The organism is Tessaracoccus luoxuelianae (assembly GCF_055326245.1).
In genome coordinates this window covers 113,293-136,684 of the sequence record NZ_JBUZNO010000009.1, presented here as the reverse complement: position 1 = coordinate 136,684, position 23,392 = coordinate 113,293, and the positions used below count along the sequence as shown (strand labels likewise).

Genomic DNA, 23,392 nt, shown 5'->3' with positions numbered 1-23,392 from the left:
CGTAGTTCCTCATGTCAAGGTAGCCGCGAAATGATTCCTGGTTCCTCACATGGTTTAGCCGCGAAATGGGTCAGGCGGTGCGTGGGGTCTTGATCGCTGTGGTGGCGCTGGGGAGGGTCAGCTTGGCGGTGTAGAGGGCGTCGGTTTTGTCTTTGGCGGCGGCGATCAGGAGCCCTTGGATGCGGGTGATGTCGCGGGTGAGTTCGGCCAGGTTCAGCTGCTCGCGGCGGGCCAGCAGGTCGGCTTGCTGGGCTGGGGACAGGATCTGGGCGGCGAGGAGCCGGTCCAGGGGTGGACTGGGGCGGTCGTAGATGCGTTTACGGTGTCCGGCCTTGTCGGCGCCCCAGCCGACGGGTTTCTTGGTGGAGATGAAGTAGTTACCGCGGTCAGCCACGAGGGGCCACAGCTGGTTGAGGAGCGCGAGTTCGGTGGGGGTGTCGTAGCGGTAGTAGAACCCTCGCCGGCGCACGATGTGGTTGTTCTTGGCTTCGATGGTGGCTTGGTCGTTCTTCCGGTAGGGCCGTGATCGGGTGAAGAAGATGTCGCGGTGGCCGGCCCAGTTGATGACGTCGTGGTTGATGAACTCGGAGCCGTTGTCGCAGTCGAGGCCTTGGATCGGGAATGGGAACAGGTCGATGGCCTGGTCGAGGGCCTCAAGCATCCAGCGGCGGGCGTTGTTGCGGATCGCGATCACCTGGGTCCAGCCGGTGACCACGTCGGTCAACGACACGGAGCGGGCGAACTCGCCCTTCAGGGTGGGGCCGCAGTGGGCGACGGTGTCGACCTCGAGGAACCCGGGCTCGGCTTCGGCCTCGTCGCCGGCCTTGCGGATCTGGATCGAGGTCCGCAGCAGCGGACCCGGCCGGGTGGTGGTGAACCCGCGTAGCCCGTGGGTGGCCTTGAACCCGGCCAGATAGCGGTCGATCGTGGCCCCGGACATCGCCTCCAGTTCGGCACGCACCCCCGGGCTGTAACCGCCCCGCCCCGGGGCGAGCTCACTGTTGGCCTCCAGGTTCGACAGGAGCCTGGTCATGTCCGCGGCCAGGTAGGGGCCGCACTCACAGCCGGAGAGCACCCACACCCGCTCCAGAACCCTGGCGGCATCGGTGGAGTACTTCCTCGGCTTCGCGCGGCGGCGGTCGATCCTGGCCACGTTCGAGGGCCGGGTGCCGGTGGCGGTCAACAGGTGCCGGGCCCGGTCCCGCGACAGCCCGGTCACGAGGCAGAACTCGTCGAGCATCGCACCCTTGACCTTCTTCGTCGCCGCCACATACGCCCGGGCGTACTTGCGTGTCACTTCGATCACGGCAGTCCTCGATAGATCCGATCCCATCGCTCCAGCGTGAACCGCCCTCACGTTCGCGGCTGCAGTTGTGTGAGGAACGATCACCCTTTCGCGGCTGACTTCTCTGATGATCGTCGGCGGATAACGCCGGGAGTCCCGCGGCGTTACGATGAGCCAGTCACTCGACCGGAAGGAGGTCTCCCGCGTGAGCAATATTCTCTTCGTCTCGGAAGGGGAACCCCCTGTGGAGCTGACCCTGCTGAGCCATCACGTGACGCAGGTCACCTCCGCCGCCCAGGCGTTGGTGGAGGCCGAGGCGGTGGCGGTGGTGATGGTCGACGGCCGCACGGATCTCGCAGGGGCGCGCTCGGCCTGCCAGACCCTGGCCAAGAGCGGCGGCACACCCGTCCTCCTGCTCGTGGCCACCTCCGGGTTGGCGGTCCTGTCGCCGGACTGGGGCTTCAGCGACTTCGTCGCGGCGGGCGGCGAGCCCGCGGAGCTGGACGCCCGCCTCCGCATCCTGGCCAAGGCCAACGTCGATCCCGATGTGCTGACCGCCGGCCCCATCCGTGTCGATGGCGCGGCCTATTCGGCCAGCCTCGACGGCGCCCCCCTGGACCTCACCTACACCGAGTTCGAGCTGCTGCGCTACCTGATGCAACACCCCGGGCGGGTGCTGTCGCGGGAAACCCTGGTCAGCCAGGTCTGGGGCTACGACTACTACGGCGGGACCCGTACGGTGGACGTCCACGTGCGCCGTCTCCGGGCCAAGCTCGGCCAATACGACTACTACATCGGCACCGTACGCAACGTGGGCTACCGGTTCGCCAGCTCGAGGGAGGGACACCGTGCTGATTAGCCTCAACACGTTGACGCCGACGATGCAGGACGCGCTGAGGCGCCTCGTCGCCGCCATCACCGAGCACGACGGCATCTCACCCCTCAACGAGTCCGGCTCGATGGGCATCGACGGCACCCGCGAGGCAGACTTCTTCTTCATGGGATCGCGCTCGGACCCCCACGGGTTCGTGGTGTGTGACGAGCGCGACGGCACGCTGCTCCTGGGCGTGCATCCCGCCCACCGCTCGGAGGGGGTGGGCGCCGCGCTGTTGACGGAGGCGCTCCGGGCCCACCCGGACTCCGCCGTGTGGGCGTTCGGCACTCTGCCCGGCGGTGACGCACTGGCGAGGCGCCTCGGGTTGACACCGGTTCGCACGCTGCTGCGCATGGAGCGCCCCCTCCGCAGCGACGAACCGGGGGGGCAACTCCCCGAGGGCTACCGCATCGTCACCTACACCCCGGATCGGGCCGCAGCGCTGCTGGCGCTCAACGCACGGGCTTTCGCGCACCATCCGGAGCAGGGCCGGCTCACGGCGAAGGAGTTCGACGACCTGACCCGCCAGCCCTGGTTCGACGCCGCTGGATTCTTCGTCCTGTTGCACGGCGACGACGTGGTGGGCCTGCACTGGACCAAGCGGCACGGCGACGCCTTGGGTGAGGTCTACCTCATCGCCGTCGACAAGGCCCACGAAGGCAAGGGGTTGGGGCGCGCCCTGCTGGCACACGGCCTCGCGCACCTGGCCGCAGCGGGTGACCGCACCGTCCAGCTCTACGTTGAGGGCGATCAGGACAGGGTGGTCCGGATGTACCAGAATGCTGGCTTCCGGATCGCCCAGACCGACACCAGCTACCGCCTCGAGAGGTGAGGGACATTGAGTGAGACCCCGCTACCCACGGACCGCTACCTGGATCGCGAGATCTCCTGGCTTCAGTTCAACGACCGCGTCCTGGATCTCGCCCGGGACCGGGACCGCATCCCGCTGATCGAGCGGGCCAAGTTCCTGGCCATCTTCTCCTCCAACCTGGATGAGTTCTTCATGGTCCGCATCGCGGGCCTGAAGCGTCGCATCGCCGCCGGCGTCGCCGTCCCCACCGTCACCGGCAAGATGCCGGGCGAGTTGCACTCCGAGCTGCTGGGCAAGGTGGCCGACCTGGTGGTGGAGCAGTCGCGCGTCTTCCAGGAGGTGATCCGGCCCGAGTTGGCCGCCGAGGGCATCCAGATCCTCCGGTGGGATCAGCTGACGGCCTCCGAGAAGGACAAGATGCGCGCCCTGTTCGCGGAGCGCATCTTTCCGGTCCTCACCCCGCTGGCCGTGGATCCGTCGCATCCGTTCCCCTACATCTCGGGGCTGTCGATCAACCTGGCGGTCCTGCTGAAGAACCCACAGACCGGTGGGCGGCAGTTCGCGCGGGTCAAGGTGCCGCCTGTGCTGTCGAGGCTGGTCAAGTTGGCCGAGGGCCGCTTCCTGCCGCTGGAGGAGATCATCTCCCGTCACCTGGGGCAGCTGTTCACCGGCATGCAGGTGATCTCGCACACCACATTCCGGGTGACCCGCAACGAGGACATCGAGGTGGAGGAGGATGACGCGGAGAATCTCCTCTTCGCGCTGGAGAAGGAACTCCTCCGCAGCAAGGTGGGCCGCCCGCCTGTGCGCCTCGAGGTGGAAGAGGGCATCGACGAGCACATGCTGGCGATGCTGATGGCCGAGCTGGACGTCCACGACAACGAGGTGTTCCGGCTCTCGGCCCCGCTGGACCTCACTGGCCTGTTCTCGCTGGCGGACTCGCAGCGCGAGGACCTGAAGTACCCCAATTTCCTGCCCATCACGCACCCTGATCTCGCGGAGGTGGAGAGCGCCAGCCCCGCGGACATGTTCAAGTCGCTCAAACTGCGCGACGTGCTGGTCCAGCACCCCTACGACTCGTTCGCCACGTCTGTGCAGCGCTTCATCGAGCAGTCGGCGGCGGATCCTGCCGTGCTGGCCATCAAGCAGACCCTGTACCGGACCTCAGGCGACTCTCCCATCGTCGACGCCCTCATCGAGGCCGCCCAGGCCGGGAAGCAGGTGCTCGCCGTCGTCGAGATCAAGGCCCGCTTCGACGAGCAGGCCAATATCGGCTGGGCCCGCAAGCTCGAGAAGTCGGGGGTGCATGTCGTCTACGGCATGCTGGGCCTGAAGACACATTGCAAGCTCTCCCTGGTGGTGCGCGAGGAGTCCGACGGGCTGCGCCGGTATGCCCACATCGGCACCGGGAACTACAACCCGAAGACCGCGCGACAGTACGAGGACATGGGACTGCTGACGTCCAACCCCGTCATCAGCGACGACGTGGCCCGGCTCTTCAACCACCTCTCCGGCATGACGCAGGAGACCAACTACCGCCGTCTGCTGGTGGCGCCCCACGGCATCCGCCAGGGGCTGCTCGCCTACGTCGACGGGGAGATCGCCAACCACCTCGCCGGCAAGGTCTCCGGCATCAAGATCAAGGTCAACTCGTTGGTCGACGAGGCTCTCATCGACGCTCTGTACCGCGCCTCTCAGATCGGCGTTCCCGTGGATATCTGGGTGCGGGGCATCTGCACCATTCGCCCGGGTGTCCCCGGCCTGAGCGACAACATCCGCGTCCGCTCCATCCTCGGCCGGTTCCTGGAGCACTCGCGGGTGCTGTGGTTTGCGGGGGGTGGCAGACCGATCGTCGGCATCGGGTCCGCGGACATGATGCACCGCAACCTGGACCGCCGGGTGGAGGCGATCGTCGGCATCAGCAACCCGGCCCACGTGAAGCAGGTGGAGGACCTCTTCGAGATGGCGTTCGCGGACAGCACCGTCCACTGGGAGCTGACCGACGCCACCTGGACGGCGCACACCACTGACGACGCGGGTACCCCGCTCCTGGACCTCCAGGAGTGGCTCATCCAGCAGACAGCGGCCCGACGCTCCTCGCGATGACCAAGAGAGCCAAGATCCGGGCTGCCGGAGCCGTCGTCCTGCGCGGCTCCGGCGATGACTCCGAAGTCCTGCTGATCCACCGCCCCCGCTACGACGACTGGTCGCTGCCGAAGGGCAAGGGCGAGGCCGACGAGTTGGCGCCGCAGACGGCAGTGCGGGAGGTCTTCGAGGAGACCGGAGTGGTGATCCGGCTGGGCCTACGGCTGCCGACGATCCGATACCAGCTCCAGAAGGGGCCCAAGTCCGTCGAGTACTGGCGCGCCGAGGTGCTGGAGGAGATGCCACGCGAACCCGATGCCGAGGTGGACAGGGTGCGTTGGTTCCGGATCGACAAGGCGATGCGGCGGCTCACCTACGCCGACGAGCGCAGGGTCCTCTCGGCCGCCCTCCTCACGCAGCGCACCACCCCGCTCCTCCTGGTCAGGCACGCCAAGGCCATGCTTCGCAAGGATTGGACAGGCCCGGACCAGGAGCGACGGTTGGCCGGTCGCGGCAGGCGCCAGGCGAAGGAACTCGCCCAGCTGTTCTCGGCGTACGGCATCGAGAGCCTGGTGTCGTCGTCCTCGACGCGCTGCGTGGACACGTTGAGGCCCTACGCGGATCAGCGTGGCCTCACCATCGAGACCCTCGATGTGCTGACCGAGGAGAAGGGCACCGTGCACCCGGACGAGGTCACCTCCTACACTCGTGAGCTGTTCCGGACCTTTGAGGTGCCCACCGCGCTGTGCGGGCACCGGCCGGTCCTCCCGGCGATGTTCAGCGGCGTGGATCTCTCGCCGCGGCCGATGGTGGTCGCGGAGGTGGTCGTGGTGCACCGCGACGACGCCGGCGACAAGGTGGCCGTCGAGATCCACAAGCCCACCGCTTGACGGCATCCCGCGAACCCCCAATTACCCGATCGTAGGGTTCGCCGCGTGAGAACTCGACCACCGTTCATCTTCTGTTAACCGAACTGGACTCATCGCGTTACTTCGATTCTTTACCGTCCGATGCAGGAACGAACCGAAACACATCGAGTTCCGGGGCCGCACGCAAGCCCCACCCCCCTCTCGGAAGGCACTCCCCGAATGAAGATTCGTCTGACCGCTGCTCTCGGCCTCTCTGCCGCGCTCCTCCTGTCGGCCTGCGCGGCCAACGAGGGCACCACCACGCCGGACACCACTGATTCCGCCGCCACCGCCGATTCCTCGGCCGTCTCCACCCTCGAGGGCACCCTCGCCGGCAAGGGCTCCTCCGCCATGAACTCCGCGCAGACCACCTGGATCGCGAAGTTCCAGGACGCCAACCCGGGCATGACCGTCAACTACGCGCCCGACGGTTCCGGCGCCGGCCGCGAGGCCTTCATGGGCGCAGGCGTGGACTTCGCCGGCTCTGACCGCGCCTTCACCCTTGAGGAGAACGTGGCCGGCGCCTCGTCGCTGTGCGCCGATGACTCCATCGCCTACAACCTCCCGATCTACGTCTCACCCATCGCTGTGATCTTCAACCTCGAGGGTGTCACTGAGCTCAACCTTAACCCCGACACGCTGGCCGGCATCTTCAACGGCTCCATCACCAAGTGGAACGACCCGGCCATCGTCGCCACCAACGAGGGCGTCGAGCTCCCGGACATGGACATCACCCCCGTGCACCGCTCGGACGACTCGGGCACCACCGAGAACTTCACCGACTACCTCAACAAGACCGCCCCCTCCGTGTGGACGAACGAGGCCGACGGCGAGTGGACCTACGAGGGCGGCGAGGCCGCCAAGGGCACCTCCGGCGTCGTCGCAGCCGTCACCGGCGGCACCGGCACCATCGGCTACGCCGACGCCTCGCAGGCCGGGGAGCTCTCCGTCGCCAAGATCGGTGACGACAACTTCTACGGCCCCACCGCTGAGGACGCCGCCGCCGCGGTGGACGTCTCCCCGATGGAGGAGGGTCGCGAGGCCAACGACCTCGCGATCAACCTCGACCGCAGCGCCGAGGGCTACGGCATCGTGCTGGTCGCCTACGGCATGGCCTGCGCGGAGTACGCGGATCCGGCCAAGGCCGAACTGGTGAAGGCGTACCTCGGGTACGTCGCCTCCGAGCAGGGCCAGCTCGACGCGGCCGAGGGTGCGGGCTCCGCTCCCCTGGCCCCCGCCCTGCGCGACAAGGTGATTGCCGCCATCGACTCGATCAAGTGATCGTAGGATCCCAGTAATCCCAGGAGTCGCGCCTCTCGTTTGCGGGAGGCGCGACTCTTAGGGCTCAGGGCAGCCGCCCGGCCCCATCGGTCAACAGCAGGAGAACCATGTCGACGACGGACGCGGAGGCGCCCACCACGCCGCAGAAGGACTCGCTCCCCCATCGGGAGGACGAGAGTCACGCCCTCCACCACAGCAGCAAGCGATTCGGGGACAAGCTCTACAAGGCGATCTCCACCGGATCCGGCACCCTGATCCTCGTGATCCTCGCCGCCGTCGCCACGTTCCTCGTCGGGTTATCGATCCCGGCGCTGACCGCAGACGCCGAGGACCTGCAGTACGGCGAGTTCTGGAGCTACGCGCTCCCCTTCGCTTTCGGCACCGTCTGGGCCGCCTCGCTGGCGATGGTGTTCGCTGTTCCCGTGGCGATCGGGATCGCGCTGTTCATCAGCCACTACGCCCCACGGAGGCTCGCAGCCGGTCTCGGCTACATCATCGACCTGTTGGCAGCAGTGCCGTCGGTGGTCTTCGGCCTGTGGGGCATCAACACCCTGGCCCCGCTGATGCGCCCCATGTACGTATGGCTGGCGGACAATTTGGGACCGCTTCCCGTCTTCGGCTGGTTCTTCTCCGGTCCGGTCTCCGGCACGGGTCGCACCGTTCTGACGGCCGCCGTCGTGCTGGCAGTCATGGTGCTGCCCATCATCACGGCCATCTCACGCGAGGTGTTCCTGCAGACCCCGCGGCTTCACGAGGAGGCGTCACTCGCCCTGGGCGCCACCCGCTGGGAGATGATCCGCCAGGCGGTGATCCCGTTCGGGACCCCCGGAATCGTCTCTGCGTGCATGCTCGGGCTCGGTCGCGCCCTCGGCGAGACGATGGCTATCGCCATGGTGCTCTCGCCCGCGGCGATCATCCACTTCCAGATGCTGACCTCCAGCAACCCCAACACCATCGCGGGCAACATCGCGCTCGCCTTCCCAGAGGCCTTCGGCCTGGGCATCAACCAGCTGATCGCGACAGGACTCGTGCTGTTCGTCATCACCCTGGCCGTGAACATGACGGCGCGCTGGGTCCTGTCCCTGCGCAAGGAATTCTCGGGAGCCAACTGATGAGCGCCACCACATTGACCACGCGCACCAGCGAGTTGACCGCCGGCCAGCTGCCCCGCTTCACCACGCCCGCGATGCTCGTCGTCGCCTTCGCGGTCACGTCGGCGGTCCTGGCCCTCTTCAGCGCCGCGGGCATCGGCAGCGTCCTGATCATCGGCGTACTCGTCTTCCTGGCCGCCATGTTCGCGCTGTCCTGGTCGGTCGAGGGCATGCGCAAGGCCAAGGACCGCAACGCGCGCCACATCGTCACCGGCGCCTTCCTGATCGCTCTGTTCCCCCTGGTCTCCCTGATCTGGCAGACAGTGGCCAAGGGCCTCGAGCGGATGGACATCAACTTCTTCACCTACTCGATGCGCAGCGTCATCGGTGAAGGCGGCGGGGCTGTGCACGCCATCTGGGGCACGCTGATCGTCACCGGCATCGCCAGCCTGATCTCCGTTCCGATCGGGCTGTTCACAGCCATCTACCTCGTCGAGTACAGCGCAGGCAGCAAGCTGGCCTCGGCGATCCGCTTCTTCGTCGACGTGATGACCGGCATTCCGTCGATCGTCGCGGGGCTGTTCGCCTACACCGTCTTCAGCCTGATCTTCGGGCCTGGCACCAACAACGGCGTCTCCGGAGCGGTGGCCCTGTCGGTGTTGATGATCCCGACCGTGGTGCGCTCCACGGAGGAGATGCTGAGGTTGGTGCCCAACGAGCTGCGCGAGGCCTCGTACGCACTGGGTGTGCCGAAGTGGCGCACCATCGCCAAGGTGGTGCTTCCCACCGCCTTGGCCGGCATCGTCACGGGCGTGGTGCTGTCCGTCGCGCGCGTCATCGGCGAGACCGCCCCGCTGCTGGTCACCGCAGGCATCACGGCGTCGATGAACGTCAACCCGTTCTCCAACCCGATGGCCACGCTGCCCGTGTTCGTGTACTACCAGTACGTGACCCCCGGCATCCCCCAGGATCCCTTCTACGCCCGCGCCTGGGCAGGGGCCCTCACCCTCATTCTCATCGTCATGGGCCTCAACGCGATCGGTCGACTCATCGCGTGGAAATTCGCCCCCAAGTCCGGCCGCTGATCAGGAAGACGCAGGAAAATGTCCAAGCGAATTGAGCTCAAGGATCTCGACATCTACTACGGCAAGTTCCACGCCGTGAAGTCGGTCAGCATGACCATCGAGCCGCGCGCCGTGACGGCCTTCATCGGCTCGTCCGGGTGTGGCAAGTCCACGGTGCTGCGGTCCATCAACCGCATGCACGAGGTGATCGACGGCGCCTACGTCGACGGCCAGGTGCTGCTCGACGGGGTGGACCTGTACGACAAGTCGGTGGATCCGGTGCGCGTGCGCCGCCACATCGGCATGGTGTTCCAGCGCCCGAACCCCTTCCCCACCATGTCGATCAAGGAAAACATCCTGGCCGGCGTGCGGCTCAACAACGACAGGATGAGCAAGTCGGAGTCCGATGACCTGGTGGAGCAGTCCCTGAAGGGGGCCAACCTCTGGAACGAGGTGAAGGACCGCCTGGACAAGCCGGGATCCGGCCTCTCCGGCGGGCAGCAGCAGCGCCTCTGCATCGCCCGCGCGATCGCGGTGTCGCCGGATGTGCTGCTGATGGACGAGCCCTGCTCCGCCCTCGACCCCATCTCGACGCTGGCCATCGAGGACCTGATCAAGGAGTTGAAGGAGACGTACACCGTCGTGATCGTCACCCACAACATGCAGCAGGCCGCGCGCGTCTCGGACCAGACGGCGTTCTTCAACCTCAAGGCGCACGGGCAGCCGGGCGAGCTGATCGAGTACGGGCCCACCGAGAAGATCTTCCACAACCCGGATCAGAAGTCCACTGAGGATTACATCACCGGCCGCTTCGGCTGATCCCCTACCGCTCCGCCCACAGGTGTGAGCGTCGTGACGTTCCGCTGTCCTAGCCCCATGGTCGGGGGCCGCAGTGTGTGCGGGGATCCGGGATCCGATGCCCGGACGGCCCGTGGTGGTCGAGTGAGTAGGGTCTCCGCGACTGACGAGGTGGTCGGGGCCTGCGGCGCTTCTGAGGGCCGCCCGGGCATCGGATCCCGGTTCCCCGCAGACTCCTTCTGTGGCGTGGCCGGGTCCGGGCGCCACTGGTCGGGGCGGCCTTGGGTCGGGATGGTCCTGGGCGGCATGCCAGCTGGGTGATCCTCGAGTTGGGCACCGCTGCGCAGTGCCGCCCCGACCACCGTCCCCCTTACGCAGAGGGCAACGCGCGCTCGCTGAGCTTCCGCGCTTCATCGTGGGGTCGATGGCGCCGATCGCCGATTTGAGATCCAGCGAAGGGCTGGCCACGCGAAGCGCCGACGAAGGCTTCGACGCGGTCGGCGGCGCTCCGCGCCCGACCGGCTCACCCCGCGGGCACGCGAGGTGTCCGCCAACGCGGCCTCTGGCGTCCGCCAAGGCGGCGGGAGGTGGGGGGCGGGGCAGGTTGGGTGGGCGTTGATGACGGCGCCGCGCGCGAAGCGCCGCCGCCGGCATCATGGGCGGCCCGCCCCCCACCACACGCCGCCGAACCCGACCACCGGCCAACCCGGCCTTACCACAGCCCGCCGAACCGAGGCACGGCCGCCGAACCGGGGCACGGCCGCCGAACCGGGGCACAGCCGCCGAACCCGACCACAACACCCCAGACGGGGCAAACCAGGGGCTACTCCTGGACCGGCTCGACGGACCAGTACGTCATCGGCTCCGACTCCTTGCCGCAGCTCAGCGGCGCCTCGTCGCCCGTGTCGATCCGCGACACCCGCACGATGACGCGACGCTCACCGTGGCGCACCTCCACCGCGTCTCCCTCAATCCGGCTGCCCAGGTCCTGAGAGCGAGACGCTCCGAACCGGGCCAGCGCCCACGCCTCCGCCGCCTGCCGTTCCGGGGGCAGGTGGCTGCGTCCCCTGTCGCGGCGCTCACCGCCGGGCCAGAGCAGCCCGACGCCCGCGTCCCGATACGCCGCGAGGGCCTCCCCCGCGACCATCCTCCCGAGCACCTGCCCCGTCGGCAGGAGGAGTGCGGTGGGCGCGAACCGGTGACCCCCCAGGTGGGAGCACTCCCACAACGACTCCACTCCCAGCTCCCCTTCGAGTTCCTCGAGGATGGGGCGGCCCTCCAGCGCGCAGCACCGGTCCCGCTTGGCGTGCGTGCACACGAGCAGCACCGGCTCAGCGACGGTGTCCTGTGGCGATGGCATGCCCGCCTGCCGCCAGCTGTCCAGCCACTCGACGAGTCCCTTGGCATCGCCCACCTCGAACCGCGTGAGCCAGCCCTCCTCGTCGAATCCTCCGGAGACGAGGACCGTGAGGGGGTCGTCGCCGACGGTGTTGCGCGCCGCCTGGCGGATCAGCAGCAGGCGGCCGCCCATCTCTTCGATCAGCCGCTCGAGCCGCGCCCCCACCGCCGGGTCAAGCGCTCGGGCGCTGGTGGCGGCCTTGGCGCCCCAGGGGCCGGGTGCCTCGAGGCAGACCCAGAAGTCCGCGCGGGCCGCGGTGCCCCAGACGGGGAGACCGGCGGCGGACCACAGCACGGAGCAGCGCGACATGACCGTCAGCCTAGCCGTCGACGACGGGGGGGACGGTCAGCCGCAGTCGACGAGCCCCACTGAGGCCTTGAGTCGCAGGACCCGTTCGGCGGAGTCCAGCACGCGTTCACTGAAGTCCTCGTCTGTGGCCTCCCTGGCCGCGGTGGCGTCGATCATGGCGCTCATCAGGGTGGGATCGGCGTTGATGACGAGGTCACCGCCGGCGTCGAGGAAGCGCACCGCCCGGTCTGCCGGCGTGACCCCCGCCACGGATCGGGCGGCGCCGAGATCATCGGCGATGACCACGCCGTCGAAGCCCAGGTCGGAGCGCAACAGCTCCGAGATGATCACCTGGCTGAAGACGCCCTCCACGCCGGGGTCGAGCTGGGTGAACACCGCGGAGGAGATCATCACGGAGCTCGCGCCCGCCTCGATGCCCGCACGGAACGGCTCCAAGGAGGGGTGGTCGGCGGTGATGTCGTCGTCCGTGGCGGCGCCGAAGTCCGTGTTGGTGACCACCTCACCCAAACCGGGGAAGTGTTTGAGGGAGGTGGCGATTCCAGCCTCCCCCATCCCCTCGACGAACTCGACGACGGAGCGCGAGACCGTCGGTGCATCGTTGCCGTAGTTGCGAGACAGGAGCCCGATCGGCTCGTTGCTGCGCTGCTTGTCCGCCGGGACGACGTCTGCCACGGGCGCGAGGTTGTAGTGGACGCCTGCGATGCTCAGCTGATCCCCCCACAGGCTGCTGGCGGCCCTCAGCTCGCCCTCGCCGAGCTCGCCCTGATCCGTGGCGGCCGGTATCGCATCGAACCCTTGGCCCCGGAGCCGTTGCACCTGTCCGCCCTCCTGGTCGACGGCGATCATCAGCGGGAGCTCGGCGGTGCCGAGGCTGCCCAGCTCTGCGGTCAAGGCGCGGATCCCGTCGACACCAGAAGTGGTGTTCCCCAGGAGCACCACTGACCCAACCCGGCCCAGCGAAATGGCGGAGCGGGTGGTCTGGTCCAGGCCGCCGGTCGAGACGCCCACCATGAAGAGCTGGCCCACCCTGACGGGCCCGTCGAGCCCCTCGGCGATGCTGCGGCAGCTGGTGAGCGTGGGTGTGGGTTCAGAAGTGAGGTGCGGGGGCGACGCCTCAGTGGCCTGGGATGCGGCCGCCGGGGAGGCCTGGGTGGTTGTCATCGACGGCGGCAGCGTGGGGCCGGGGGCGCAACCGGCGGCGGCGAGAGCCGCCGCGCAGACCAGCGACAGCCGCACAGATGGGGCCGGCATTCAGCGGTCCAGGTAGATGGGGTGGTGCGAGTCCACCAGACCCAGCAGCGCGTTCTCAACCACCTCGGGCAGCGCAGGATGGATCCAGTACTGTCCCCGCGACATCTGGGTCACCGGTAGCCCGAAGCTCATGGCCTGGATGAGGGGCTGGAGCAGTGTCGGCGCCTGGGGGCCGAGGATGTGCGCGCCGAGGAGGTGCCAGGTGTGGGGGTCCGCAAGAAGCTTCACGAAGTGGCCCTCGTCCTCCATGGCCCAGCCGTAGGCCACGTCCGCGTATCGCTGGCGCGCCACCACGAAGGGCACGCCCCATGCCTTCAGCTGCTCCTCCGTGGCGCCCACGCTGGCAATCTGGGGGTCGCTGAACACGGCGTGCGGCACGTAGCGGTGGTCGGTCTCGACGAGGTTGTCGGGGTGCAGGAGGTTGTGCTGGACGGTGCGCATCTCGGCGTTGGCGACGTGCTTGAGCAGGTAGTCCGACGATGCGTCACCCATCGCCCAGACGCCTCGCACGTTGGTGCGCTGCTGGGCGTCGACCTGAATCTGTCCATCCGCCCTGACGTTGATGCCGGCCGCGGCCAGGTCCAGCGCATCCGCATTGCGCACCCGCCCGACGGCCAGCAGGAGTGCGTCTGCGAAGTACTCGTACTCGACGCCGTTGCGGTCCTTGGTGATCACAGTCATGGCCCCGTGACCGGCGGCCTCCAGGGAGCTGAGCTGCTGGTTGAGGCGCACATGCACCCGCCGCGACAGCTGGGCGGCGAAGTGTTCCGCCACTTCCCTGTCGTGATGGCGCAGCAGGACGTCCGAGCGGTTGATGAGGGTGACGTCTGTGCCGAGCGCTGAGAAGATGTGCGCGAATTCTGCCGCGATGTAGCCGCCGCCCACGATCACGAGGCGACGTGGCCGTTCGTCGATCCGCATGATGGTGTCCGACGTGTGGACCAGCCCCGCGACGTCCTCGCGGCCAGGCACGTCGACGGTTCGCGGTCGTGATCCGGTGGCGATGACGATGTGGTCCGCGCTGATCCGGTCGTCTCCCACCTGCAGGGTCTGCGGTCCGACGAACCGCGCCTCGCCGTGGAAGACCGTGACGTTGCCAGAGCGCTCACGCCACTGGAGCCCACCGGCCGAGATGGGGTCGATACGGCCGAAGATGCGGTCGCGGATGGCCTTCCAGTCCGAGCCGCGGTACTGGAGATCGACGCCGAGGCGTCGTGCGTCGGAGGGCGCGGCTGCATGGTCCGCCGGCAGCACGAACATCTTGGTGGGGATGCAGCCGCGATTCAGGCAGGTGCCCCCAAAGGTCTCATCACGCTCGATCAATGCCACGTTCCAGGTGGCGAAGCGCTCGTCGATCAGCGAGTTCCCTGAGCCTGAACCGATGACCACCAGATCAAAATGCTGCATGGCGCCATTGTTCCATGGACGGGCCGTGGAGCAGTGGGTGCCACCGCGCGCCGGGGTGGGGGTCGATCCCGGCCCGTAAGCTGGGGCCATGAGCAGATCCTGGGCAGTGGTCACCGGTGCGTCGAGCGGTCTCGGGGTGGGGTACGCCGAGGGGTTGGCGGCCGAAGGCAACAACGTCCTTCTGGTGGCACGCCGGCGTGACCTGCTCGAATCCGTGGCCTCCTCCATCCGGGCCACTTCGGGGGTGGCGGCGGAGATCTGGCCGGCGGATCTGACGGATCGGGATGAGCGCGCAAAGCTCGCGGCGCGGATGGCAGAGCTGGACGTGAGCCATCTGGTCAACAACGCAGGCTTCGGGACCATGGGCCACTTCAAGGACGCCTCCCCGGATCGGGTCAGCGACGAGATGGAACTCAACATGGTGGCTCTGACTGAGCTGACCAGGTCCGTTCTCCCCCACATGGTGGCGCGCGGCGCCGGGGCGATCATCAATGTGGCCTCCACCGCGGCCTTCCAGCCCATCCCCACCATGGCTGTGTACGCCGCCTCGAAGGCCTACGTGATGCGGTTCACGATCGCGCTCTGGGAGGAGCTGTACTCGACGGGGGTCCGCGCCATCGTGATCTGCCCCGGCCCCACGGACACCGAGTTCTTCGCCAACGCCGGCGACGACGGGGTCATGCGGCGTCGCCGGACCATCTCCCAGGTGGTGGAGACCACCTTTGCTGGGTTGCGTGCGCATCGGCCTTTGGTGGTCGACGGGCCACAGAACGCGGCGATGGCGTTGGCCACCCGTCTGGTCCCGGTGCATCTCCAGGCGCGGTTCGCGCGGATGGTGGCCACCAGCTGAACGACTGGTCATCGCTGAGCCCTAACTGAGGGCTGCCTGTCCGAGCCAAGTGATCCAGTCGAGACAGCAAGGGTGGGGGACGGCAGGGCGGCACTGCGCAGCGGTGCCCAACCCGACGACCACCCAACCGGCATCCCGCCCAAGCAGACCCGGCCCCAACGCCGCCCTGCCGGCCCGCACCCGGGACAAGGCAACGCCACATGAGGACCGAGTGCGGGGAGACGGGAGACGAGGCCCGGGCGGCCTCACCACCCGACCACCGACCCGGCTGACCGGAACATCGAGACCATGGACAACGGCCGCCCGGGCATCGACTCCCGGCTCACCGCACCCGACAACGAGATCCGCGAGAAGGTGGCAGTCACGACCCTTCGAGACAGGCCACGCCGCTCCGCGGGCGGCCCTCCTCAGGGAGCAGGAGGGAGGCCACCGCTACGGGGGCGGCCCTCCTCAGGGGACGATGGGCTCGGGCCGCGCTAGCGAACGCGGATGGACTTGTTCTCCGAGGAAACCGTCGGAGGGGTACCGCCGCGCACGCTGGCGCTCAGATCGTAGTCGCCCGGCTGCAGCTGAAGGCTGACCGACCACACCCGCCAGCCGTCGGAGTTCACGCCGGTCGAGGTCTGAGCGGAGGTCTCGGCCACGACCCGGTCGGTGTCGATGTCCGTGATGCGGACCACCGGGACTCCCCAGCCGGGCTTGACGGTGCCGACGATCACCACCGGTCCGGGCGCGAGCCGGGCGGCGTTCTTCGGTGAGGTGATCCACAGCGACGGCATCGGGCCGAGTCCCGTGCGGGTGAAGCCGGCCTCGCTGATGAGCTCCGCGGGGGGCGGTCCGCCGTCAGAGAGGAACTGGACCCTCAGCTCGGGGTCCCCCATGATCTCCGAGGCCGTGTACACGACCTGGTTGCGGGCCCTGGCCGTGAGTTCCGGGGAGGTCAGGTCCGCGAACGCATCGCCGGAGAGATCCACGATGAGCGTCTCCCCGGACATCTCGGTGCCGATGAGCTGGCCGGGACCCCAGGCGGACTCGTAGTCGGGATCAAGCGGCGCGAGGGTCAGGAGCGCCGTGAGCGCACCCTCCACCAGGTTGGGGCTGGCTGGAAGATCCCGGAGCTCCTGGAACAGCTTCCCGTCCTGGCGGTCCACGTAGTAGAGCGGAACGCCTCGGACCTGCGCCGGCAGCGACGCGGCGGCCGCCGCCGTCGGGGACACTGTGGGGGCCGGGGAGCCGGCCTCGGTGGTGGCTGCGGTGGGGCGCGTCAGCGCCGCCAGCCCCAGGCCCGACAGCACGGCCACCATCGTGATCAGCGCCACCACCTTCGGGCCGAGGCCCGAGGTGCGCAGCGAGGTCAGGTTCAGCAGCTCACCCTCGAGGGTGTCGGTTCCAGGCGCCTGGACGAGGCGGGCGGCTGACCGGAGTGCGGCCGTGACCTCCTGGGACAGCGACTCGAGCACTCCGGGGAAGGTTCCCGGCGCAGGGTCGCCCACGCGGGCCCGCAGCGTCTCCAACGCCACCTCAAGCCGCTGGTTGCACCCACGCACCGACATCCGCATGATTCCGGCCAGCTCGGGGCCGAAGACGGACAGGTAGTGGCTGACGATGAGGAGCTCGGCCATCCGCGGGGGCATCGCCGAGATGGCGCGGAGGACCTCCTGTTGCCTGGCCTCCGCGACGTCTGGAAGCTGGATGGGCGCCTGCGCGGGCCGGACGGCGTGGGCAAGGTGGACCACGTGCTCGTGCAGGAACTCGACGCGCTCCACCGGATCGATGAGCCGGTGACCCCGCCGGTGGAGGGCCAGCAGAGCGCTGCGCACGATCCGCCCGGACTGTTCTTCGGCGTCGAGGAGCACGACGAGACGGTGCAGGGTGGCACCCTGCTCCTCGTACACCCGGACGAGCCAGTCCAGGTCCTCCTCAGACGCCACGGCTCAGATGCCCGCGTACGAGTGGAGGCCGCTGAACAGGAGGTTGACCCCGATGAAGTTGAACCAGAAGGTGACCAGCCCGAGGAGCGCGATGATGGCGACGGGGCGGCCTCGCCACCCGGCCGTCGCGCGCGCATGCAGGTAGGCGACGTAGACGATCCAGGTGATGAAGGACCACGTCTCCTTGGGGTCCCAGTTCCAGAACCGTCCCCACGCGTACTGCGCCCAGATGGCGCCCGCGGCGATGGTGAACGTCCACAACGGCACGGCGAAGGCGTGCAGGCGGTAGGAGATCAGGTCCAGCTTCTGGGCGGTGGGCACCTTGGCGAGGTAGCCGCTGATCACGGTCCCCCGGGCGGCGGCCCGCCGCTCCGCTGCGTCTCGGACGAGGAAGAGCGCGGACGCGACGGCTCCCACGTTGAACGCCGCGCCGGAGATGGCTGCCGCCACGATGTGGATGACGAACCACACGCTGTGCAGCGCGGGCACCAGCGGCGACACCTCGACGTAGAACTGGGTCACGGCCAGGCCGAGGCCGACCGTGAAGAGCAGGGTGAGCCCGAGCCCGAGCCAGCGCATGCCGAAACGGGCGACGCAGAACAGGTAGATGATCACCGCGAACGCGAGGGCGGAGGTGACGAACTCGTACATGTTGCCCCACGGTGGGCGCTCCGCGGCGACACCGCGCAGGACCACCGCGCCCACGTGCAGCAGGGCTGAGATCACTGTGGCTGCTACCGCCAACCGCCCCCACAGGTCCACCCTCGTGCGTTGGGTGTCCTCGGAACCATCGGCTGGCCTGACGGGTGCGAGCCCTCGGGCCGACGCCCACTCCAGCGCGTGGAGGGCGAAGGCGAGGAGGTACCCGACGGCCGCGTAGACCATCGCGGTGTAGGACCATTCGGACAACGTCACGTCTCGGGTCCCTCCTTCATCTGCTGGCTGGGCGCGCCCCCATTGTGCACACGATCTGTCACGGAGGCCAACACGCCGGCCACCTCGTCGTCGAGTCCGCTGGCCGCGTCCGCGCGGTCCAGGCCACCTGCGAGCGCCTCGCCGTCGACGATTCTGACGAACAGGCGACGGGGCCGGACGATGAGCGACACCGACAGGCCTGCCACCCCCACGATCAGCGAGATGAGCGTCATGGTGTTGCCTGGTGTCTGGCTGACCTGCAGCTTCACCCAGCGGTCCCAGCCGTCGAAACTGATGGATCCCAGCCCGTCCGGCAGCGCGAATCCGGCGCCCGGCAGCATCCTGGCCCGCAGCACCTCTCCGTCGTCTCCCGGCACGGGGGCGAGGCCGGTGGTGGTCAATGTGTAGACGCTCTCGGGAACACCGGTCTCCTCCGCGGGGGGCCCGGACCAGGCGTTGAGGTAGACCTCCGGGCTGAGCGCGTCGGGGAAGACCGAGTGGGGGCCGGTCTCGTCCAGCACGGCCGTCGGGAAGAAGAAGGCCTCGAACGCCAACCGCTGAGGGCGGGCGTCGGGCACCTTGATTACGCCGACCGACGCGAAGTTGCCGTCCTGGGGCAGGAAGACCACCGGGCCGCTGAAGGCCACGTCACCGTTGCCGTCGGTGACCGTGAAGGCGGGTGCGTAGCCGTGTCCGATCAGGTTGACCTGCGTCCCACCGCTGGTGATGAGCGGCTCGTTGACTGTCAGCAGCGCGTCGCGGGCGCCGGAGGAATCCTCCAGCACCACGTCCGCGTCGAACTGACGGGCCGCCCCCCGCTGCACCTCACCGGTCTCGAAGGCGACGCGGAACTGCTCGATGCCGACCGAGAAGGGCTCCAGCCCGTCGGTGTCCACCAGGGAGCCGGAGGTGAAGTCGTCGTACTGGGTGATGACGTTGGCGAAGGCGCGGCCTTCGACCACGACGACGGTGCCGTGGAATCCCCACAGGTTGGACCAGGCCATGCCGATCAGCATCGCCACCAGGGAGATGTGGAAGATGAGGTTGCCGGCCTCGCGGATGTAGCCGCGTTCGGCCGACAGCCCGTCATCGAAGCGCCGGACCCGGTACCGCTTGGACCGCAACCACTGTTCCCCGGCGTCGAGCGCCTGAGCGGTGGGCGCCTCGAGGGTGCCACGGCCGGTGGCGGGAAGCCTCTCGATCCGCGCGGGCAGCGACGGCGGCGGCTTGCGCACAGCGTCCAGGTACTTGCTGATCCGCGGGAGGATGCATCCGATCAGCGAGACGAAGAGAAGCAGATAGACGGCCGAGAAGGCAGGCGAGGTGTAGACGTCGTAGAACCCCAATGGCTCGAAGATCGAGTCCCAGAACGGGTTGGCGCGCTTGAAGTCCAGCACTGAGATAGGGGAGGCGCTCTGTTGGGGGATCATGGAGCCCGGGATGGCGGCCAGGGCCAGCAGGAAGAGCATCATGAGGGCGGTCCGCATCGAGGTCAACTGCCCCCAAGCCCATCTCACCAGCTCCACCGGGCCCAGCGCCTTGCGCGATCCCTCCGTCACAGAATGGTCCCGAAGCTCGAAGCCCATTGGCGCAGCACCGCGATGAGCGCGTCCCACCAACCCACCACCATGGCGAGACCCACCACCATCATCGCGACGCCGCCCAGCCGCTGGAGCAGCTGCCCGTGGCGCTTCATCCACTCGAAGCGGGGCGCCAGCGCGGTGAACGCGACGGCGAAGGCGAGGAAGGGGATGCCCAGGCCAAGCGCATACGCGAAGGCCAGGATCCCGCCTCTGGCCGCAGACCCCTCGTTGAGGGCCAGGGTCAACACCACCGAGAGCGCGGGGCCGATGCACGGCGTCCAGCCCAACCCGAAGACCATCCCCAGGAGGGGCGATGCCCACACCCCGAACCTGGGCGCCACGCTCGGGCGCCATCCGCTGGGGACCGGTAGCCAGCCCGCGAACCCCGCGCCGAGCACCATGATGATCACGCCGAGCGCCACCGTGATGGCCCTGGCGTTGGTCAGCAGGGCGGCCCCGACGCCCCCGATGAGAGCACCGGTGAGGACGAAGACAATTGAGAAACCCAGAATGAAGCCGAGTGTTCCACCCACGAGGAGCCGCCTGGATGCGGTTCCTCCCGTGATCTGGGCCGAGCCCAGGCCGGAGGCGTAGGACAGGTAGCCGGGGAGCAGCGGCAGCACGCAGGGGGACGCGAACGACACCAGCCCGGCCAACATCGCCACCGGGATGGCCACCAGCATGGACGACGTCAGAGCCGTCCCCGCCCAGGACTCGAGGAGGATCACCCGCCGGCCTCCACATCGGCGACGATACCCGTGAGCGTGGTGGCGTCCACCTCACCCAGCACCCGGGCCGCGACACGCCCCTCGGAGTCGATGACCACGGTGCTGGGGATGGCCTTGGGAGGCAGCTGCCCGAATCCGAGCAGCAGTTCACCGTCCGGATCGAAGATGCTGGGGTAGGTGAGGCCGAAAGCCCGTTCGAAGGCCTGCGCCGGGGCCACATCGAGGTCACGGGTGTTGAGGCCGATGAAGGAGACGTCCTCGCCCAACTCCCGTGCGGCCTCCACCAGCTCGGGCGCCTCGGCCCGGCACGGGGCGCACCAGGACCCCCACACGTTGACCACGATGATCTTCCCGGTGTGGTCCGCCGTCGAGACCTCAGTCCCGTCGAGGGCCGTCCCGGCGAGCGTGGGCGCCGGTTGGCGCGCCTCTGCGGGCACGATCGTGACCGTGCCGTCGCCGCCCTCGAAGCCGACTCCGTCAGAGGACCCCTGCGCACCACAGCCCGCCAGGAGCACGGTGGCGGCCCCTGCGACGAGGAGAAGCCTCACGTGCCGACCTTGAACCGCCGACCACGCACGGCGGGCAGGAGGTGCGCGACAGGCTCGGCGTAGTCCACCGCCGTCACGACGCCGTCGCGGAGCGTGAAGCTGGTCACGGAGCACAGGGTGCACTGCCGGCGGCGCGGGTCGTGGACCAACGGCCGGCCCTCCGCGTCGCTTCGGGCGATCCAGATCGGCAGCTGGTGACTCACCACGAGCGCCTGGCCGCCGGGCCCGGCGGCGAGGGCGGCATCGGAGATGGCGGCCCTCATCCGGGCGACGACCTGCGTGTACGGCTCGCCCCAGCTGGGCTGCAGAGGGTTGCGCATGTGCCAGAACATCCTGGGGTCCCGAAGTGCGCGGTTCCCCTTGCCGAACACCATGCCCTCGAACTTGTTGTCTGCCTCGATCACCCGCTCGTCTGTGGTGACGTCCAGCGCGGGAAAGAGTGCGGCGGTGGGAGCCATGGTCTCCTGCGCACGCTGGAGGGGCGAACAGCGCAGATGGGTCAAGGGCACGTCTCGCCAGTGTTGCGCCATCCGGGCCGCCATCCGTTGCCCGAGCTCTGAGAGCCCGAAGCCAGGGAGGCGCCCGTAGAGGACGGCGCCGGGATTCTCCACCTGTCCGTGCCGCATGACGTGCACGATCGTTGCGTCTGCCACGCCCATCACCCTAGTCTGCCGGGGCAACTACCTTGCGCCGCTTGCGGCGCTTGCGCTGCGAGGGCTTGCTGACCGGGAGACCGGCCGCCAGCTGATCCGCGCGCCTGCGGTCCGCGAAGCGGGCAAGCGCCTCAGCCAGTGATTCGAAGGTGGGCGCGTCTGCGATCACGTCCACGCGGAGCCCGTGCATCTCGCAGGCCGCGGCGGTGGCGGGGCCGATCGCTGCCACCACCGTGGCGGGGTGCGGCTTCCCGGCGATGCCGATCATGTTGCGCACGGCCGTGGCGGAGGTGAAGACGACGGCGTCGTACATGCCCGTCTTGATGTCGTCGCGGACCTCAGGCGGCGGCGGGGCGGCCCGGACCGTGCGATAGGCGGTGACCTCCTCCACCTCCCAGCCCAGGCGGCTCAGACCGACGAGGAGGGGCTCCACCGAGACGTCGGCCGAAGGCACCAGGACCCGGTTGAGTGGGTCGATGAGATCGTCGTAGGCGGGGAACTCGTTGGCCAGCGCGCCGGTGGTGTTCTCGACGACCGGGGTGAGGTCCGCCACCAGGCCCAGCCGGCCGAGCGCCTCCACCGTGCCCCTGCCGACGGCGGCGAGGCTGATCCCGGACAGGGCGCGGGAGTCCAGGCCGTACTCAGTCAGCCGCTCGGCGATGGCGGCGACGGCGTGCGGCGAAGTGAGCACCAGCCACAGGTAGCGGCCGTCCACCAGCCCGCGAACGGCCTTCTCCATGCCCTGCTCGGTGCGGGGCGGCTCGATGGACATGGTGGCCACCAGCTCGGTGGCGGCACCGTAGTGCGCCAGCTCCTCGGTGAGCGAGGACAGATCGTCCTTGGTTCGGGGGGCGATGACCCGCCAGTCGAACAGAGGCTTGCCCTCGAACCAGGCGTAGCGCTGGCGGCGCGCCTCCTCGATCCCGGGCCCGACGATGAAATAGCACTCGGCGGCGTCGACGTGGTCCACCTCACCCCAGGTGAGCACCTCGCTGACCTGCGCCGTCGTGCCGACACCCACGAGGCTGAGGCACTGCCCGTCGCGCCCGTACCGCGTGGCGGCCTGCTCGGCCACGGCGCGCGCCAGGGAACCGGCGGCGCGCACGATCAGCGTCTTGGCCGAGGGCCAGTCATCGATGTGTGGGACTTCCACCCTGGCGTCCAGGGCGGCGAACGCGGAGGTGGCGGTGACGCCGCCGAACGACAGCGCGGCGCTCCAGCGGTTGACGCCAGGCACCACGTTCGCGCGGATGCCGGCCGTGGCAAGGACCTCCGGAAGGACGCCACCGGCGTCGGCATCGGTGAAGTAGTCCCCGGCGTGCAGCCGCACCACGCGACGCCCCCGCGCGACGGCGCCGAGGATCTCGGCCACCTCGTCGTCTCCCCCTGCCAGCCGCACTTCGGCGTGCGCCGGAACCATGGCCTTGATCTGCTCAACGTCCGCGGCGGGGTCCACGATGAGGAGGTCCGCGAAACGCATCGCCCGCGACCCGGACAGCGTGAGTAGACCAAGGTCAGCGGGGCCCGAGCCGACGAACGTGACCGACCCACCGGTCGGTTCGAACTCCGGCGGACTTGCCGGCGAGGTCGGTTCCAGGGAATCGGTCACTTCGATCATTTC

20 protein-coding genes are annotated in these 23,392 nt (G+C 68.7%); 9 read left to right on the top strand and 11 right to left on the bottom strand.

Annotation, left to right across the window (positions count from 1 at the left end):
• Positions 1 to 70 precede the first annotated feature (70 nt).
• Complete coding sequence (locus tag ACZK39_RS14010) at positions 71 to 1,306, bottom strand: integrase catalytic domain-containing protein (RefSeq protein WP_463612408.1); 1,236 nt, start codon at positions 1,304 to 1,306, stop codon at positions 71 to 73.
• 184 nt (positions 1,307 to 1,490) lie between these two features.
• On the opposite strand from ACZK39_RS14010, the gene ACZK39_RS14005 reads away from it, so the two are divergent.
• The 8 genes from ACZK39_RS14005 (at position 1,491) to pstB (ending at position 10,218) form a co-directional block, all read left to right on the top strand.
• Entirely contained in the window at positions 1,491 to 2,144 is a 654-nt protein-coding gene (locus ACZK39_RS14005) for a winged helix-turn-helix transcriptional regulator (RefSeq protein ID WP_370585695.1), read from the top strand.
• On the top strand, positions 2,134 to 2,991 hold the full coding sequence (gene mshD, locus ACZK39_RS14000; protein ID WP_182782189.1) for a mycothiol synthase: 858 nt from the start codon (positions 2,134 to 2,136) through the stop codon (positions 2,989 to 2,991). The genes ACZK39_RS14005 and mshD overlap by 11 nt, the downstream gene beginning before the upstream one ends.
• 6 nt (positions 2,992 to 2,997) lie before the next feature.
• Positions 2,998 to 5,076 carry an RNA degradosome polyphosphate kinase gene (locus ACZK39_RS13995; protein ID WP_182782188.1) on the top strand — a complete coding sequence of 693 codons (2,079 nt, stop codon included), beginning with the start codon at positions 2,998 to 3,000 and terminating at the stop codon, positions 5,074 to 5,076.
• On the top strand, positions 5,073 to 5,945 hold the full coding sequence (locus ACZK39_RS13990; RefSeq protein ID WP_182799091.1) for an NUDIX hydrolase: 873 nt from the start codon (positions 5,073 to 5,075) through the stop codon (positions 5,943 to 5,945). Before ACZK39_RS13995 ends, ACZK39_RS13990 begins: the two co-directional genes overlap by 4 nt.
• A 198-nt stretch (positions 5,946 to 6,143) precedes the next feature.
• Positions 6,144 to 7,244, top strand: a complete 1,101-nt coding sequence (gene pstS / locus ACZK39_RS13985) for a phosphate ABC transporter substrate-binding protein PstS (protein ID WP_182782186.1) — start codon at positions 6,144 to 6,146, stop codon at positions 7,242 to 7,244.
• Between the two features lie 107 nt (positions 7,245 to 7,351).
• On the top strand, positions 7,352 to 8,356 hold the full coding sequence (pstC, locus tag ACZK39_RS13980) for a phosphate ABC transporter permease subunit PstC (protein WP_182782185.1): 1,005 nt from the start codon (positions 7,352 to 7,354) through the stop codon (positions 8,354 to 8,356).
• On the top strand, positions 8,356 to 9,420 hold the full coding sequence (gene pstA, locus ACZK39_RS13975) for a phosphate ABC transporter permease PstA (protein WP_463613643.1): 1,065 nt from the start codon (positions 8,356 to 8,358) through the stop codon (positions 9,418 to 9,420). The genes pstC and pstA overlap by 1 nt, the downstream gene beginning before the upstream one ends.
• Before the next feature lie 18 nt (positions 9,421 to 9,438).
• Entirely contained in the window at positions 9,439 to 10,218 is a 780-nt protein-coding gene (gene pstB, locus ACZK39_RS13970) for a phosphate ABC transporter ATP-binding protein PstB (RefSeq protein ID WP_182782183.1), read from the top strand.
• An 802-nt stretch (positions 10,219 to 11,020) separates the two neighbouring features.
• On the opposite strand, the gene ACZK39_RS13965 is transcribed toward pstB, so the two are convergent.
• Genes ACZK39_RS13965 through ACZK39_RS13955 form a run of 3 tightly spaced genes read right to left on the bottom strand, consistent with a single transcriptional unit; the run spans position 11,021 to position 14,563 of the window.
• Positions 11,021 to 11,905, bottom strand: coding sequence for a ferredoxin family protein (locus ACZK39_RS13965; protein WP_463613642.1), 885 nt, complete (start codon positions 11,903 to 11,905; stop codon positions 11,021 to 11,023).
• 36 nt (positions 11,906 to 11,941) lie between these two features.
• Complete coding sequence (locus tag ACZK39_RS13960) at positions 11,942 to 13,156, bottom strand: glycoside hydrolase family 3 N-terminal domain-containing protein (RefSeq protein ID WP_463613641.1); 1,215 nt, start codon at positions 13,154 to 13,156, stop codon at positions 11,942 to 11,944.
• Positions 13,157 to 14,563, bottom strand: coding sequence for a mycothione reductase (locus ACZK39_RS13955; RefSeq protein WP_463613640.1), 1,407 nt, complete (start codon positions 14,561 to 14,563; stop codon positions 13,157 to 13,159).
• Positions 14,564 to 14,651: 88 nt separating this feature from the next.
• Here ACZK39_RS13955 and ACZK39_RS13950 point away from each other — a divergent pair, with 88 nt between their 5' ends.
• Entirely contained in the window at positions 14,652 to 15,413 is a 762-nt protein-coding gene (locus ACZK39_RS13950) for an SDR family NAD(P)-dependent oxidoreductase (RefSeq protein ID WP_463613639.1), read from the top strand.
• A gap of 476 nt (positions 15,414 to 15,889) precedes the next feature.
• On the opposite strand, the gene ACZK39_RS13945 is transcribed toward ACZK39_RS13950, so the two are convergent.
• Genes ACZK39_RS13945 through ACZK39_RS13915 form a run of 7 tightly spaced genes read right to left on the bottom strand, consistent with a single transcriptional unit; the run spans position 15,890 to position 23,380 of the window.
• Positions 15,890 to 17,344, bottom strand: a complete 1,455-nt coding sequence (locus ACZK39_RS13945; protein ID WP_182782179.1) for a GerMN domain-containing protein — start codon at positions 17,342 to 17,344, stop codon at positions 15,890 to 15,892.
• Positions 17,345 to 17,347: 3 nt separating this feature from the next.
• Positions 17,348 to 18,259, bottom strand: a complete 912-nt coding sequence (gene ccsB / locus ACZK39_RS13940; protein WP_370585694.1) for a c-type cytochrome biogenesis protein CcsB — start codon at positions 18,257 to 18,259, stop codon at positions 17,348 to 17,350.
• Positions 18,256 to 19,845 carry a cytochrome c biogenesis protein ResB gene (gene resB / locus ACZK39_RS13935; protein ID WP_182782178.1) on the bottom strand — a complete coding sequence of 530 codons (1,590 nt, stop codon included), beginning with the start codon at positions 19,843 to 19,845 and terminating at the stop codon, positions 18,256 to 18,258. The genes ccsB and resB overlap by 4 nt, the downstream gene beginning before the upstream one ends.
• Complete coding sequence (locus tag ACZK39_RS13930) at positions 19,815 to 20,525, bottom strand: cytochrome c biogenesis CcdA family protein (protein WP_182782483.1); 711 nt, start codon at positions 20,523 to 20,525, stop codon at positions 19,815 to 19,817. Before ACZK39_RS13930 ends, resB begins: the two co-directional genes overlap by 31 nt.
• Positions 20,526 to 20,566: 41 nt before the next feature.
• Positions 20,567 to 21,118, bottom strand: coding sequence for a TlpA family protein disulfide reductase (locus tag ACZK39_RS13925; protein ID WP_182782177.1), 552 nt, complete (start codon positions 21,116 to 21,118; stop codon positions 20,567 to 20,569).
• Positions 21,115 to 21,777, bottom strand: a complete 663-nt coding sequence (locus tag ACZK39_RS13920) for a histidine phosphatase family protein (RefSeq protein WP_182782176.1) — start codon at positions 21,775 to 21,777, stop codon at positions 21,115 to 21,117. Before ACZK39_RS13920 ends, ACZK39_RS13925 begins: the two co-directional genes overlap by 4 nt.
• A gap of 4 nt (positions 21,778 to 21,781) precedes the next feature.
• Entirely contained in the window at positions 21,782 to 23,380 is a 1,599-nt protein-coding gene (locus ACZK39_RS13915; RefSeq protein ID WP_463613638.1) for a uroporphyrinogen-III synthase, read from the bottom strand.
• Between the last annotated feature and the right edge of the window lie 12 nt (positions 23,381 to 23,392).

Coding starts and splice junctions, on each gene's coding strand:
- ACZK39_RS13990 (WP_182799091.1), top strand. CDS start 5,073: ATGACCAAGAGAGCCAAGATCCGGGCTGCCGGAGCCGTCGTCCTGCGC.
- pstS (WP_182782186.1), top strand. CDS start 6,144: ATGAAGATTCGTCTGACCGCTGCTCTCGGCCTCTCTGCCGCGCTCCTC.
- pstC (WP_182782185.1), top strand. CDS start 7,352: ATGTCGACGACGGACGCGGAGGCGCCCACCACGCCGCAGAAGGACTCG.
- pstA (WP_463613643.1), top strand. CDS start 8,356: ATGAGCGCCACCACATTGACCACGCGCACCAGCGAGTTGACCGCCGGC.
- pstB (WP_182782183.1), top strand. CDS start 9,439: ATGTCCAAGCGAATTGAGCTCAAGGATCTCGACATCTACTACGGCAAG.
- ACZK39_RS13965 (WP_463613642.1), bottom strand. CDS start 11,905: ATGTCGCGCTGCTCCGTGCTGTGGTCCGCCGCCGGTCTCCCCGTCTGG.
- ACZK39_RS13960 (WP_463613641.1), bottom strand. CDS start 13,156: ATGCCGGCCCCATCTGTGCGGCTGTCGCTGGTCTGCGCGGCGGCTCTC.
- ACZK39_RS13955 (WP_463613640.1), bottom strand. CDS start 14,563: ATGCAGCATTTTGATCTGGTGGTCATCGGTTCAGGCTCAGGGAACTCG.
- ACZK39_RS13950 (WP_463613639.1), top strand. CDS start 14,652: ATGAGCAGATCCTGGGCAGTGGTCACCGGTGCGTCGAGCGGTCTCGGG.
- resB (WP_182782178.1), bottom strand. CDS start 19,845: ATGGGCTTCGAGCTTCGGGACCATTCTGTGACGGAGGGATCGCGCAAG.
- ACZK39_RS13930 (WP_182782483.1), bottom strand. CDS start 20,525: ATGCTGGTGGCCATCCCGGTGGCGATGTTGGCCGGGCTGGTGTCGTTC.
- ACZK39_RS13920 (WP_182782176.1), bottom strand. CDS start 21,777: ATGGGCGTGGCAGACGCAACGATCGTGCACGTCATGCGGCACGGACAG.